This window comes from Sphingobacterium siyangense (assembly GCF_007830445.1).
Lineage (GTDB): Bacteria > Bacteroidota > Bacteroidia > Sphingobacteriales > Sphingobacteriaceae > Sphingobacterium > Sphingobacterium siyangense.
The window spans coordinates 80,240-94,680 of record NZ_VLKR01000023.1 but is presented as its reverse complement, the minus strand read 5'-3'; the positions used below and the strand labels follow the sequence as shown (position 1 = coordinate 94,680).

Genomic DNA, 14,441 nt, shown 5'->3' with positions numbered 1-14,441 from the left:
ATTAAATCGTCTTCGGTTTTTCCTTTAGTTGATAAATCAGTATTCTCGAATTTATCAAAGATACTGATAAGAAGAGACATAAATAAAGAGACTGAGATAGCAAATGCTGAAATTACATACCCAATCATTTCTTTGGAAAGTCCTGTTTTGAGTTTTAATAATGTTAAAATACTGATTAAGATTAAAACCCACTGAACATTACTAAAGTAAAATTTCGGTTTAATTTCATGTCCATTTATATCGATACCTTGCCATTGCTGACCTCCCTTTATAAGAGGGAATAGTATTTTTTTAACGCTCGTGAACTGCATTTTGTAAGAATATTTCCTTTTTTAAGTCTTCTAAGATTTTAAAGCTATAATCCTTAATTCTTTCAAAATCACTTTCGTCGTGATTAATGCTAATATATTTTGATAAAACAATACTTGGCTTAATTTCAAAATTGTTGTCTAATTCAAAGGGTGTCGTTTTTCCAGTTGAACTGTCTTTAAGGGTGCCTTTTTTACGATTAAACATTCCAAGCGGAAAACTTTTAAATGTTGCTTCCTCAATAGGTGCAATGATGTTTTCCAAATCTTCCATATTTACTCCGTTCTTGGTGGGTTCAATTTTGATAGTAATTTTGAAATTTTGGTTTTCTGTGTGAGATACTGACTGTAATAGCGTTTCGCCGGGCATGTCTGTAGTGTAAGTGAAATTTGATATTGTTGCACTGTTTTTAAAATCATTTATTATTCTTTCTGGTACATACTTGCTGATTCGTGGATGATTAAAGGTTGTTGGAAAGCTCAAAAAATTTTTCCAGAACTTCTTCATAACGGCATCGATGCTGTCATCTGTATATGACTGGAGCAGTAAGATAGACTTTTTTGAACTTAATGGACAATAGAGAAGGAAATAAAAATCATCCGTTATTGCATCTTTTTCGGAGACAACATCCTTTACTGCTTTATTTTCTGTAAAAGTTTTATTTCTTTTTTTACCATATTTACCACCCTCGACGACACCTTCTATAATAAATTGCTCACTATGAAACCTAATAGTTGTATTTACATCATCATTCTCAAGATCAATTTGATTTGCTGTCAAACATTTCTTACTAACCGTGTCCGAATACATTTCGTCAGTATCAATGGAAGCAATAAATAATCGACACATCTCTATAAATATAAAAGAATCCTCCAAATCTTCAGACAGTATATCACCAATTTTATACCGAAATAATTGGCGATTTGAATTTTCAATAGATGAGTTACTTGGTTTTAGTTCAATAACGTAGGCAGCTAATTTTGGTTCGTGTGTCATTGATAATTTTCTTCTTCTCAAAGTAATAAAAATCTTCTAAAGTTACCAATTGAAGATTGGTCATTTTGGGTTTTCTGAAATGATTTGTTTTATTTGTTTCATTGCTTCACTACGATACTTTACTACTTCGATTTGTTTTATATTTAATTTTTATGATCTATAATAGTTATTAGGCTATTAGAATGTTGCTGATTATGAGTCGGATTCATATCTTAGGTATCTTCCATATTATAAATTACACCTTTTTCAAATTAGCCAATTCAGCCTTCAATTTCCGAATCTCTTCCTCCAAATCAGCAACGACCTTTATTAAAATCCCAAATTGCTTGAGTTTTAACAGCATATTACTGAACGAGTTTTTCTAAGAGCATTTTATTATTTAGCCTTCGCGCTCGTTTGCTAAATCAATCAAATTATGTGGAGGTAGTGTATTATCTTTCTTTCTCTTCCCCTTCGTAATATTTTTCTGCATAGATAGTTCTTGCATAAGCGCCAATATTGTAATTGATGGTTTTTGCACTTTCCAGTAAAAGGATGGGATTAATTCCAAGAATTTGCCCGAGTGAGCCCGCTTCTTCATATTTTAAATAAGTTAATCCAGCTTCTAAATCCTTATATCTTTCAATATCGATATTCGCTTCTTCAGCAACAGTTTCTTGGATCAGTTGTTTTTTTATTCGCAATTCCGCAAGTAAGGTTTGTGCCATAATTTTCTCAAATATTCTTTAATTTAATGCTTTCTCTAATTGCTTTTGTAAAAAATTAATATTCTTTCGTAATTCCGCAATTTCGGATTTTAGATGTTGAATCTGGTTATTCTTATCTTCAATGATTTCTTCATATAGATTTTCTTCTTTCAAAGATAAGCTTTCTTTTATGATATTAGAATTGATTATTGTTCTACTTTTTCTCCCGAGGTTATAATTTATGATCGACTCTTTATCCTGTGAAAAGATAGCTATTGGAACATCATACAATTCAGCCAATTTCGTCGCACGTTCTATTGAAAGTTTTGTTTTGTCTTGTTCTAGGCTGCAGTAAGAAGGTTGACTAATATTTAATTCATTTGCGACAAATTCCTGTGACCAACGATGTTCGTCTCTGAGGGATCTTAATATTGTTCCGGTACTCATGGCTAAAATTTTATAGGCTACATCTATATCATTATAAGATTATTATATAACAATATATAAGTCAGTTTGTTAATTTTGAAAAAGCTAAGGTAAATATACTCATTTTATTTTGATTTTAGAATGAACTACCTTCTTTTTGGATAGTAATTAATGAGTCTTACTTCTCCATTCTGACGCATCGGAGTAAGGCAGTGGAATTATTATCCCCATACATTATTGGAATATTCTATATTTGCAATTGTATGGGGCTCCACTGTACTTCATCCCGTTAAGGCGTCAGAAACTTTTTTCGGAGAGGTGAAGAAGGTGGGCCCCATATATTTTTGTCTCACCTCAAAAAGACTCGTTTTTATAAACAAACGAGTTATGAACAAAAAACAAAGATCAAAAAACATCATCACAGCCCCCGAGTAGCTCGGCTGGTTTGGCCAAATAAGATTTGGCTTCTCTTGCCATGGAACGCGTAACGCCAATATTATACACCTTTGTGACCCCTCATTCAAACGCGTTCTGGCTTCCAGAATGAATTAATTATTACTAATGTGAACTGAGTAACATCAGGCTCCCAATAAAAAGCTGATTTCGATCGGAGAGGGGATGCTATGTACTTTCGGTTACGAAGATTTACTGAAAAATGAACAGGATTTTATCGCTGCAATTGGCTTTTGATTTGATGATTTTTGATGTCCATAAGGTCGATTACGATCCTTTAAAGGAAATTGAGACATTCTGGAATCATTATGCCTTAGACGCTATTTCTGCTAACACACTACAGCTATTGAGTACTTATCTTGATGGTGGCTTAGGAGAAAATAGGCTTCTAAAGGACGAGGAAATGCAGGAATTTGCAATTGCCTTGTATCGGGTGTTGATAGCTTATTGTATCGTCAATCATCGCCATATAGACCTGCGTAAAATGCAGCTGTCAGCAGAAGCTGAAGAGCACATCGGAAAAGAGCTAGAATTGAGCAGAAAAGTCGCTGAGTTTTTCGGTCGGTTATCTGAATAACCACTAACAAACTAATTATGAATATCCTGAAATTTTTAGCCTTTTTAAGGCTCTATATAACCTATATATTTCAAGTACGTGTGAAGCACTACTTAAGTACAGATATAGTACTAATTACGCAAAATTTGCGTAAGAAAATTAGACAAGGAAAAACGTGCTTTACAGGTACTGCGATCCTGCTAAAAAAGCGCTATACGATTAGCGTTCAAAATGAAATTAAAACAGGTGGTTCTTCGGGCAGCCTTCGGCTATTGTTCGAGTATCCTTCGACCCTGCGGCGTACCAACGTCGCCCCTTCTTCGGGACTGCTTCGACTGTTGTTCGGCTGCTCTTCGGGTAGGACTCGAAGCGCAGCCGAAGCCCTGCCGAAGCCGAGTCGAAGCGTAGCCGAACATGTCTCGAACATGTCCCGAAGAAGTCCCGAAGCGGAGCCGAAGGCCATCCGAAGAGGAGTAGGAGCGTCACCTTCTTCGGACTTTTTCCTGACCAACTTCGCCCCAACTTCTGCCTTTCATGCAGTAGGCCTCGAATTTTCCTCGGCTGTTCCTTTGATTTTTCCCGAGGGAGACCCGAAGCCCACCCGAAGAAATCCCGAGCAACGCTGGGAGAAAGGCAGAAGTTGGTCAGGTATTGGTAGGTACTTAAATGGTCTATTCCTCGGCACAAATGGTACTGTTAGTTCACCATTAAGCTACCGGGAGTGTACCGAAAGGGTACCAAAAAGGTACTGGGAATGTACTAAAGAGCTACCAAAGATATACCAAAGAGGTACTAAACAGTTACGAGCTGTCAGTAGCTCACTAGCGGATCTTGGGTATAAGTCTGATAGTGCGACAAAACAGGCGGCAAAAGGAGAGGGTGCCGGCTTGCATAATGGAAGAGAGGGGTGCTGTTCTAAATTTAATGCTTTTAAGACGTTTTGTGAGCGTATTGCCTATGCTATATACTCTTTTGTTGATGGTGGTATTTCAATGGCTCATAGAGCTTTAAAATACCTTGTTTATTTATTCGATAATAAAAGCACTTCTCGCATGCCGCTGACATGCTTGGCTTTGGTTTTCCAGTCATCTAATTATTCTTTTAAGGTATTGAAGAGCATCAGAGCTCTTGCTTTATCAGCGCTGCTAGTTTCTATGTTTAGTTTATCGGCTCAGACGCCCCGCAAGGACAGCGGGGGCGATGGGCCAATGGTGATACCAAATGGTAAATCATTATATATTGGTGATACTATACCTGATGAATTTTTTGTACATCAAAACAAGTTTATCGACTGGGTTAGTCAAAAAACGTTTACACGTAATCTAGAGGCAGATCGGGATAAATTGATTATTCTTGATTTTTGGGCTAGTTGGTGTAGACCATGCTTGGGCTCGCTTATGCATCTGCATGAAATTCTACCCGATCTGGATACAACCAAAATTACGATTGTACCCGTTAATTACGAACCCATAAATAAATTCCAACATTTGATGGACCGATTTAAATGGAACCATCAGACAATCTATGCGGATACTTTTTTAATGCAGTATTTTCCCAAACGTTCTATTCCGCACATGGTATGGATCAAAGACGGGCGGGTAATTGCTAAGCCTTATGCAAAGTATGCCACCGTTGAGAATTTAAAGAATGTGTTGGATGGTGGGATGCCCAAAATGTATAATGCATTGAATGTAAAATTAGCTGATCTTTCAAAGCCACTTTTTATTAATGAAAATGCTCCTGCAACGGTTTTGCATACTAAGAAGTTTTTTAAGATCGGAGGCTATGTGGAAGAGTATGCAAGAAATATTAGTGGTATTGAAGAGCAGAGAGATAGTATGCTTTTTTATGGAATAAACCAAAAGTTGGATTATTTGCTCTATGATATTTTTAAAGATAAGGTTTTCCCGTTTTATAATATAGATAATGGCGCCGTTAAAAATAATCTTACCGCTAGCGATAGAAAATACCTGGTATTGGACACCAAGCAAGCGACAGGATTATCGCCTTATGCGCTAGATTCGCTTTATGAGGCTTGGTCGCAGGAAAATTTGTTCAGTTACGAGATGCGTATCCCAAAATCCTTGGGAAAGGAAAATGGATTAGCTCTGCTGCAGCAATATTGGGCCGAATATCTGAAAAAGACGAAAGGTTGGAATGTGCACATCGGGCTTACCCCGCCAATAAGCTATCCGGTCATCCAAGCAAAAAAATCCATTTTGGAAACCAGGAGGTTGTTCAGCCAGCCGCTCCAGAAACGTACGGGAGATGAATACCTACAATATGATCCCTCCAAGGAAAAAGATAGTGAACATAAGCTGTCGCTTGTCATAGCGGCTTTGCTTGCCAAAACAAATGGATATCATATCGATGTGGAAAATGCTTTTAACCGGATAGGTTTAGTAAAGGACTTTCCTTATGCATATGAATTGCCGCGATGGTATTTCACCAAGACCAAATTAACGTCCGAAGAATTAAATGCCTTCTTGGATGCCTATGGGCTAAAGGTGGAAATCGAGAAAAAGCGTGTACCTGTTTTAGTTATTGGTTATTAGGGAGGTGCTGTGGGAAAATTTTATATTTTTTTATTCCTTGTCGTGTCATCACAGGTAGTGCTGGCACAGACATATTTTGGTCGTCTGATAGGTCATCATGGTGAAAGTCTACGGGGCGCTACCATAGCAACTTCTCCTGATCAAAGAAAGCTGAAAACAGATTCGTCCGGTTATTTTTCTTTCGAAAAAAAGAAAAGTGAGCAGATCAGGATTACTATGGTGGGCTACGATCCAATGACCATGGCACTTGGAAAGGCTCTGGACCTAGGAACGATACAATTAAGTCACGCCGACAATCAATTGGATGAGGTGATTGTAAATACAGGGTATTACAAACTCAATAAGAATATGCTAACAGGCTCTTTTGCGACTGTAGATCAGAAAACGATCACGCGTAATCCCGCAGGTAATATTTTAGACCGCTTGGAAGGTGTGACAAGTGGTCTGCAGTTTGACCGAAGTCTGAGTGTGGGCGAGAATAAATTCCCCAATGCATTGCGGGTGAGGGGCATTAGTTCAATTGAATCTTCTACCGAACCTTTGATAATACTAGATAATTTTCCCTATGAGGGAGATATCAACGCTATCAATCCAAATGATATTGAAAGTGTAACAGTACTGAAAGATGCTGCTGCTGCTGCCATCTGGGGAGCTAAGGCGGGGAATGGTGTTATCGTCCTCACGAGCAAAAAGGGAAACCTCGGTACTCCGCTCAGATTCTCCTTTCAGAGTAATTGGCAGCTGACAAAAAAGCCTGATCTTCACTATAACAGACAGTTTATACCTGCAAAAGATATGATGGAGTTCGAAGAATACCTATATGGAAAGGGAAATTATTACAACATGGAGTCTCTTTATATTCCCGATTATGTTGGTTTGTTGTTTAAACGTGACGCCAAGGAGATCGCAGTAGAAGATTTTGGAACGATAAAAGCGCAAATGCTGCAGCAGGATATCCGGCAGGAAGCCAAAAAGTTGCTGTACCGAAGTGCACTAAGCCAGCGCTATGCAATTCAGGCTAGAGGAGGTGCCGAACGGAGTAGCTACTTTATTTCAGGAAGCTACGACCATAATCCACAATCGATCATAGGCAATGGCGACCAAAGACTGACCTTCAATATCGATCACGATTTAAAATTAGGTAACCGACTAACAGTCAATACCTACTTGCGGTACGTGGCCGATAAGGAGCAGCAGAATGGTTATAGATTACAGCAGCTAACAGCATCGGGCTCCGGGTTGTCACCTTATGTTTTTCTACAAAACACGGACGGCACACCCGCCAGCGTCAATTATCAATTTAACCACGCCTATCGCGACAGAGCCGAAAGCGAAGGGCTATTGGATTGGACATTTAGCCCGCTTGTAGACCGAGACAGGCGCGATATCAGTTCCTTTTCCAAACAGCTCACGCTCGGTGCCGGTTTGAATTATAAAATAGGCAGAGGATTTTCTATTGATGTAAAATATCGTTATCAACATCAGGCAGTAAAACAACAGAACCTATATGATGCTGACAGTTATTTTGTTCGCAATCTGATCAACCAATTTACACAAACGGATGGTACAAGAATTATCCCACTTGGTGGAATCAAGGACGGGCAAAACAGCGAGATCATTGGGCATAATGGCAGGGTACAGCTGGATTATACGCGCCAATGGAGTGTTGAACACCAATTGGTTGCGTTGGCAGGAGCAGAGATCAGCCAAAATACACTAAGCCGGGATGTCGGTTACCGACTGTATGGTTACCGTGCGGATAATGGAACGTCCCTGATGAACCTTGATTACAGCAAGCAGTATACGATGCGGCCAAATGGCGCAAGTGTGATACCGGCGACCCCTTTTGAAGAACGCTTTACTGTGGATCGCTTCATCTCTTACTTTGCCAATGCGACCTATCTGCTGAACAGGACGCATGGACTTAGCGGAAGTGTACGATGGGATGCCTCTAACCTTTTTGGTGTGAAAACTAATCAGCGGGGCGTACCGCTATGGTCTTTGGGTTTATCCGAACAGTTGCTACCCCTGTTAGGGGATCATGCCAATTGGTTGGATAAACTTACACTGCGTACAACCTATGGTTATAGCGGAAACGTTAATAATACGATCAGTGCATATCCATCCATGCGGATCAGTAGTACCAATCTGACGACTGGCTTACCTTATGCAAAGTTGACCAGTGCAGGAAATCCTAATTTGAGGTGGGAAAAACTGGCTACAGTTAATTTGGGCTTGGATTTCTCTGTGCTGCAGCAAAGGGTGTCGGGATCGGTAGATTACTACGTTAAATCTGGCAAAGATCTGATAGGCCCTAATTATTTGGATCCTAGTACAGGTATATCGCCCGAAGGCACGAGTTACTATATTGATAATAGGATCAATTATGCTAACCTCCGTACAAATGGGCTCGACCTCAACCTCTCTGTAAGAGCATTGCAGGGCGTGGTCAAATGGGATATCAATCTTCTTTGGAGCATGACAAAAAATAAAATAACCAAGTATATGGCGAATAGTAATCTTTCTATGGACCAGATGGTGAGCAATGCACAACCACGTGTTGGCTATACCCGAGACGCGCTTTATGCATGGCATTTTAACGGCATTAGCACTGAAAACGGCCAACTCATAACGCCTAATGGTGATCAAGAATATGCCAAATATGCTGCAAATGCAACTTTGGACGATATCCGATTTATGGGTGCCGATTTTCCGCCTTATCAAGGATCTATGCGCCATCATATCGGATACAAAGGTTTTGAATTGAGTGCTAATCTCGAATGGAAAAATGGTTTTTATTTTCGTAGGAATACAATCGACTATTTTAAACTTTTTTATAGTGGAATCGGACATCAGGACTATTTGAAGCGATGGCAAGCACCGGGTGACGAACTGATGACCACTGTTCCTGCGGTACCTGCTACCGTGGACCTGTATCGCGATGCATTATATACAAATTCGGAATTGATGATTGAAAAAGGTGATTTTATCCGCCTGTCGGATGTGCGGTTATCTTATCAACTGCCAATGGGCAAAAAGGGAAGATTAAATGTATTCGGTTATGTCCGAAATGTTGGCATCCTCTACAGGGCCAACAAGGTTGGATTGGATCCAGATGCGGTTGCAGCAGCTTATCCCGCTCCCCGGACTTATACAGTTGGTGTACAATTAGAATGGTAAGAAAATGAAAAAATTAATCATACTGGGATTGACTATTGCGTTGACATCAGCATGCAATCCAGATTTTTTAGATATAAAGAGAGATCGTAAGCAGGTGATCCCAGAATCTTTAGATGATTTTAACTTGCTTTTAGGCGATGTAAGCCTTTTTAGTGGAAGCAGTGCTGCTTCGATGCGATCGGCCGCTGCCGAGGAATTTACGTTAAGTGAAAGTGCTTGGGATCTGCTCACGACCTTTGGTGAAAAGAATGCTTACCGCTGGCAGGATGAAAGATTTATGGGTACTGAATGTCCGGATTGGAATTATGGTTACAAGCGGATTTTGTCGGCTCATATTATCTTGGAAGGGCTTTCCAAAATTGAACGTATCGCCGCTAATGCAAACGTGTACGATCAGGTTAAAGGAAAGGCATTGTTCCATCGGGCTAATGCCAACTTTCAGCTGGCTAGCGAGTTTGCAGCGCCAATAGGGGATGAGGAACACAACGCCTATGGCTTGCCCTTACGCAAGTCCGCCGATCCGCAGGAAGTGTCGATTCGTTCTTCGGTATCGGAGACGTATAATAGTATTTTGGAAGATCTTTTAGCTGCACAGCAATTGCTGGGTGTTGAATCGACTGATTTTTATCAGCCGTCAAAAAGTACTGCTAATGCAATGTTGGCTCGTGTATATCTCGCTATGGGACGCTACAATGATGCGTTGGAGGCAGCAAAAACGGTACTCGACGGTGCTGGTAAATTATTGAATTATCAAAACTTTTCGGCAAGTAGCCGTTACTCGTTCCCAAGTAGAGGTGTAGGTAATTCAGAGATTCTTTTCTATGATCAAGGCTATTCAACCGAATCCGTAGCGCCTACCAAAGGACGGATAAATGCTGATCTTATAACAAGTTATGCCGAGAACGATCTTCGGAAAAATTTATTCTTCAAGCTGGAATCGGATGGTTTATATTCTTACAAAGGTTCATATGTAGGGTCCAGTAGTGTATTCACCGGCTTGGCGTTGGATGAAGTGTATTTGATTTATGCAGAATGTTTGATCAGAGCAGGACAAGTACAATTGGGGTTAGATAAGTTAAATGAGTTGTTGGTAACACGTTTTGCAAAGAATACCTACCAAGAATACAAAGGGTTGGAAAAAAACGCGGCGTTGGATCTGGTATTGCTAGAGAGACGCAAACAGCTACTGATAAGAGGGCTTCGATGGATTGATCTGAGACGGTTTAATTTTATAGAGAACCGTAATATTCAACTTCATCGTACGTTAGCTGGAAAAATGTATACGCTAATGGCAAAAGACTTGAAATTTACATTTTTGGTGCCCAATAATGTTATTGTTAACTCAAAAGTTATTCAATTTCCGAGATAAATTAATTGGCCTCATATCGTTTAGATATGAGGCCATTTTTTGAAGTTTAATGATTATTTGTAGTTTGTGCGATCTAATTCGGAGACACCCGGAAGGGCTTTGGCAGCTGAAACCTGCACTCCGTCTAGATTAAAGTTATTGTCATTTTGTAACTGGATAGTACAACGCTCAGGATGCGGTTCGCTTTCGCATTCCCCTCCTTGGCTTGGATCCATCGTTACGGCACCAATGGTGTCATCATCAGGATTTGTTCCTTGAGTCTGAATTAAATACCAGTTTGTTGCAAACATTGATTTTGCATAACTAAAACCTCCATAACCTAATAAAAGTGTCATGGCAAATACGGCCAAGCCGTGTTTTTTAATGGAATTTACTGAATTTTTCATGTTTTTAATTTTTAAGTCTTTACTTTAGTTTTTTAAATTTCTTTCTTATCCCTTCGATGCGTCGGTTTTCTGTACGTAGCCGTCGACAACAGCGCCGGAATACCATCATAAGTGTCTTTTGGCAGACGCGCCCTTCACCCGGATTAGCCTTGAATCCAAGTTCCGCTGTTGATCTGGTACACTATTCTTTTTGTAACCTAGGAATGGTTTTCAGTTCTACTGGAACTTTTGTTTCATTGACCGATTGTCCACCGGTGAAATCGATGTCGGCACTATTTTTCAAGATTCGACTTTTTGGAGTTTCATTTTTATGAAAATATAGCTCAAGCGCTAAGCCGAGCAGGCTAATCAGTAAAAATCCGATATTCAGCCAGAGATGGGACACCCAGCCCAATTGATGGAATACGAGCCCGCAACCGCAGGGAATTTTGCCCCATACTTTTAGGACAGCTAAGCTTACGTAGGCTACAAAAGCTACCATCAACAACGATGACAGACTAAATGCCCATAACCTTGTCTTTGGTAGGATAAAAAGTAACCCCACAGCAAGCTCAAGTGCTGGCAAGATATAGGCTAAGGACTCACCTAGCTGATCACTAAATGGCTGCTGTATCATCGCAGACTTGAATAGTTCATAGTTCATAAACTTGTCCAGGCTGATCGGGATCCAAAGTGCCATCAGTGTAATAAGGATGATCTGATATATAATCTTTTTCGCTTTCATTGTTATACTGTGTAAGTCTGAAAGCAAAGTAAGGACAACATCACTTCATTCCATGTAGAAGGATTTTTGAAAGAAATCGGCTTTTAAAACGCCTCAAGAGATTGTTAGAAATAGAATAGGGGATAAGGGACAGTTATTTTTTTTAATGACACAGTTGAACAGAATATCGGACTCACAATGACCTCATGTTAGGTATTCGGCCTTTTCGCCTTCAGGAGGTTATCTCTTAGACCGAGGGTAGGAGGGGGATAAACTGGAATCCCCCAAGTTTTTCTAAAAAGGCTTTTTTAAAGGTAATAAAGCAGGTGTTTTTTTGAATTATTTTCTTAGCTCAACGTCTTCAATATCTTTTTTTATGAAATGTAGCATTTCTTTGAGTTTGTCCTCGACGAGATAGAGGCTTAATATATGTTCAAATTTGTTGAATTTTGTCAGCTGGTTTGCAGTAATATGGTTACCACGTTTGGTGACGATATGTTGCGCTACTCCTACGGCAGCATCACTCTTATGCTTGTCCTTAAAAAGACCGACTTTGCTGGAATAGTGGAACAGGCAGGTGATTCCTTCTCCTGTTAGTGTCATATGAATTCCGCTGGAAGAAGCAGAAATCTCCTGGCGCGTATCTCTTTCCTGTGATTCTAGTTTCGATATTTTTTCAAGATAATCCAGTTCTGCTCCGATATATTCATTCATCATGGTCTTGAGATTTGGCTGATCAACATCATAATTGCTCATGGGGAGGGGGCGGTAGTGTGTGATCTCCTTTTCCAGCAGCAATAGCGAGGATATTTGGTCTGATTTTGAAAGGGGGGCGAGTTTTCGTTCGAGCTGCTCGTGCCAGCGGTTGCGAAGGCCTAGATAATTAAAATTGTAGCGGATCAATAACTCCATAAAGCGCTTCGCATAGTGCTTGTCACGCTGATCCTGCGCGAGGCTTTCCAGAGCCGAAAGGAAGGTCGCTAGCCATTCACAATGATAAAAAAGTAGCCGCGGCAGCTTATGTTCATCAAACAGACTGTGTAGTCCATAGTTGATTTCTAAAAGATATTCTTCGTCCAGTTGCTTGGCGTTTAAATCCATAGATAGCTTAGCGAGTTTTTCGAGACTGCTCTCCTTGAGCAGCTGCTGATCGTATAGGGAGAGCTCTTCCATTGGATTCATATGTTCTTTAAAATGGTGAATACTCTGCCAGATACCTTCATGAATTTTTGCAACGGTATGATCTGGCTGATAGGATTTGTACTTATATAATTTATCGAAAAGGAGCCTGAATTTGGTGTAATAGCGTCGAAAGGACTCCCGGGCCATACCTGATTTTGCATGGCTGATATACAGCTGTTCCGAATCGCGGATCAGGGCTTCGCAAGCAACTATAATGGATTCATCGCTAGGGATAGTGCTTCCAGATCCACTATCTTGCAGTATGCCATACGCATGGATTGCGTCTTCCAATTGGTTTAATGATCGGATCATGTTTACTTTTTTTGTTGTTGACTACAGACTGTCTCCAGCTGTAGGGCCGCCCGGCCCCGATCGCTTAGAATATAAAATTGATCAAACTCTTGCTCCTCCATCAGCGCGTGAAAATCGATCGTATCGATGCGGTAGAACGCCGATATCCATCCGATTTCCAATGCCAGTTCCAGTCGCTCTCGCCAGAGTGGGATATTAAAAAAAGCCGCATCATGAGCCAAGCCCTCACTTGATCGCTTGTTTCGAGTACCGAGGCACAGTAAAAGTAATTCCAGCAGAGCGTAGTCGTCAATACGGTCGAGCCAAAGTTGCCGCTTTTTACCATGAAGCTGCTGTCGCAGAAGTGAAAGGTCGTAGTGATGTAAGATGTCTAGCGCTGGGTATGGGGCAAAAGATTTGAGGGACTTTTTGATCAAATCTTGTAGATTGACAATCATGGTGCTCAGTAGATGATTGGGTATTTTTTTATAGTTCTGTTCGTGATAATGCGCGATTTTTAGTTTTGCCACAAAAATTTCTGGCTCATCATTCGCCTTGCTGTTGTTGCATAGGTGACAGCTGAATACAATCTGTCTCGATTCGGGGTGTTTGGATATAGGGCGTACATGATCCCGGGTGATCTGACGATCGGGATCTTTCCGCGAGGCGTCCAATGGTCTATTGCAGTAATAACAGGTCAGCGTAGTATCAATTTGTGCTGTATTTGATTGAATAGACTGAACGCTGGTCACAACCTGATATTTCAATATTGGTTTTTCCAAGTCCGTTCTTTTGACGACCGTGAGATTCCGTCCGTTGAGATCAGGCTCCAGACAATCCAGGATGTAAATAAGATTTTTGATGACCATCTGGATCCGCGATACATCTATATATTTAAAATCTTGTTGGGTGTCAAAGCACTCCTGCAGTATTTCGATAAACTCTTCGGGTTCAAGTTGCAATTTGGCTCTTTTGCAGGTGTGACATACAATAACGCTAATCTTATTTCCACTCATTCTTGTCGATGGACGTAATAGGTCATTGCACCGCTGCAGGTTGGTCCAGTTGTGATGACTGCTCAAATGTCGTTCGCAATAGAAACATTGTTCTATTGGAGTGTTTTGATAGGACCGTCCGTAGGTTATTCTTAATTTTCTCATAATCATTTTTTATTGGTCTATAGTCGTATGGCTTTTGCCTAATGGCCTGGATGTAGCTGTCTATCCAATAATTAATTGCGTTATTGTAAAATTAGGAAGGTCTTTCGTCGAAGACAAGGTGAAAAGTTGAAAAAACCGACGAATGGTAAGTGAGATTGAACTAGAATATCGCTTTGAGGCTGTTTAAGG

At 40.3% G+C, this 14,441-nt stretch carries 11 protein-coding genes; 4 read left to right on the top strand and 7 right to left on the bottom strand.

The window, feature by feature from the left end:
• Nucleotides 1-291: 291 nt before the first annotated feature.
• The 3 genes from IQ31_RS19140 to IQ31_RS19130 all read right to left on the bottom strand — a co-directional run bounded on the left by IQ31_RS19140 (nucleotide 292) and on the right by IQ31_RS19130 (nucleotide 2,438).
• Nucleotides 292-1,326 carry a hypothetical protein gene (locus IQ31_RS19140; protein WP_145329296.1) on the bottom strand — a complete coding sequence of 345 codons (1,035 nt, stop codon included), beginning with the start codon at nucleotides 1,324-1,326 and terminating at the stop codon, nucleotides 292-294.
• Between the two features lie 410 nt (nucleotides 1,327-1,736).
• The gene (locus IQ31_RS19135; protein WP_145329293.1) at nucleotides 1,737-2,012 is read right to left on the bottom strand and encodes an XRE family transcriptional regulator; all 276 of its coding nucleotides are present in this window, start codon (nucleotides 2,010-2,012) and stop codon (nucleotides 1,737-1,739) included.
• 18 nt (nucleotides 2,013-2,030) lie between these two features.
• Nucleotides 2,031-2,438, bottom strand: a complete 408-nt coding sequence (locus tag IQ31_RS19130) for a helix-turn-helix domain-containing protein (protein ID WP_145329290.1) — start codon at nucleotides 2,436-2,438, stop codon at nucleotides 2,031-2,033.
• 634 nt (nucleotides 2,439-3,072) lie between these two features.
• Between IQ31_RS19130 and IQ31_RS19125 the strand changes: the two genes are divergently transcribed.
• From IQ31_RS19125 to IQ31_RS19110, 4 genes are all read left to right on the top strand, one after another.
• Nucleotides 3,073-3,447: a hypothetical protein gene (locus IQ31_RS19125; protein ID WP_145329288.1), complete on the top strand. Its 375-nt coding sequence runs from the start codon at nucleotides 3,073-3,075 to the stop codon at nucleotides 3,445-3,447.
• Between the two features lie 125 nt (nucleotides 3,448-3,572).
• On the top strand, nucleotides 3,573-5,981 hold the full coding sequence (locus IQ31_RS19120; RefSeq protein WP_145329286.1) for a TlpA family protein disulfide reductase: 2,409 nt from the start codon (nucleotides 3,573-3,575) through the stop codon (nucleotides 5,979-5,981).
• Nucleotides 5,982-6,023: 42 nt separating this feature from the next.
• Nucleotides 6,024-9,161 (top strand): SusC/RagA family TonB-linked outer membrane protein, encoded by a 3,138-nt coding sequence (locus IQ31_RS19115; RefSeq protein ID WP_158638925.1) that lies wholly within the window; start codon nucleotides 6,024-6,026, stop codon nucleotides 9,159-9,161.
• Between the two features lie 4 nt (nucleotides 9,162-9,165).
• Complete coding sequence (locus IQ31_RS19110; RefSeq protein ID WP_145329282.1) at nucleotides 9,166-10,530, top strand: RagB/SusD family nutrient uptake outer membrane protein; 1,365 nt, start codon at nucleotides 9,166-9,168, stop codon at nucleotides 10,528-10,530.
• Between the two features lie 53 nt (nucleotides 10,531-10,583).
• Here IQ31_RS19110 and IQ31_RS19105 read toward each other — a convergent pair whose 3' ends face one another.
• The 4 genes from IQ31_RS19105 to IQ31_RS19090 form a co-directional block, all read right to left on the bottom strand.
• Nucleotides 10,584-10,916, bottom strand: a complete 333-nt coding sequence (locus IQ31_RS19105) for a hypothetical protein (protein WP_145329280.1) — start codon at nucleotides 10,914-10,916, stop codon at nucleotides 10,584-10,586.
• 181 nt (nucleotides 10,917-11,097) lie between these two features.
• Nucleotides 11,098-11,640 carry a MauE/DoxX family redox-associated membrane protein gene (locus IQ31_RS19100; RefSeq protein ID WP_145329278.1) on the bottom strand — a complete coding sequence of 181 codons (543 nt, stop codon included), beginning with the start codon at nucleotides 11,638-11,640 and terminating at the stop codon, nucleotides 11,098-11,100.
• Nucleotides 11,641-11,958: 318 nt separating this feature from the next.
• Nucleotides 11,959-13,113, bottom strand: coding sequence for a hypothetical protein (locus IQ31_RS19095; protein ID WP_145329276.1), 1,155 nt, complete (start codon nucleotides 13,111-13,113; stop codon nucleotides 11,959-11,961).
• Nucleotides 13,114-13,115: 2 nt separating this feature from the next.
• On the bottom strand, nucleotides 13,116-14,252 hold the full coding sequence (locus tag IQ31_RS19090) for an HNH endonuclease (protein ID WP_145329274.1): 1,137 nt from the start codon (nucleotides 14,250-14,252) through the stop codon (nucleotides 13,116-13,118).
• Between the last annotated feature and the right edge of the window lie 189 nt (nucleotides 14,253-14,441).

What these genes read in the sequence shown, in the direction of transcription:
- IQ31_RS19135 (WP_145329293.1), bottom strand. Translation starts at nt 2,012, where the DNA reads ATGGCACAAACCTTACTTGCGGAATTGCGAATAAAAAAACAACTGATC.
- IQ31_RS19130 (WP_145329290.1), bottom strand. Translation starts at nt 2,438, where the DNA reads ATGAGTACCGGAACAATATTAAGATCCCTCAGAGACGAACATCGTTGG.
- IQ31_RS19125 (WP_145329288.1), top strand. Translation starts at nt 3,073, where the DNA reads ATGAACAGGATTTTATCGCTGCAATTGGCTTTTGATTTGATGATTTTT.
- IQ31_RS19110 (WP_145329282.1), top strand. Translation starts at nt 9,166, where the DNA reads ATGAAAAAATTAATCATACTGGGATTGACTATTGCGTTGACATCAGCA.
- IQ31_RS19105 (WP_145329280.1), bottom strand. Translation starts at nt 10,916, where the DNA reads ATGAAAAATTCAGTAAATTCCATTAAAAAACACGGCTTGGCCGTATTT.
- IQ31_RS19100 (WP_145329278.1), bottom strand. Translation starts at nt 11,640, where the DNA reads ATGAAAGCGAAAAAGATTATATATCAGATCATCCTTATTACACTGATG.
- IQ31_RS19095 (WP_145329276.1), bottom strand. Translation starts at nt 13,113, where the DNA reads ATGATCCGATCATTAAACCAATTGGAAGACGCAATCCATGCGTATGGC.
- IQ31_RS19090 (WP_145329274.1), bottom strand. Translation starts at nt 14,252, where the DNA reads ATGAGAAAATTAAGAATAACCTACGGACGGTCCTATCAAAACACTCCA.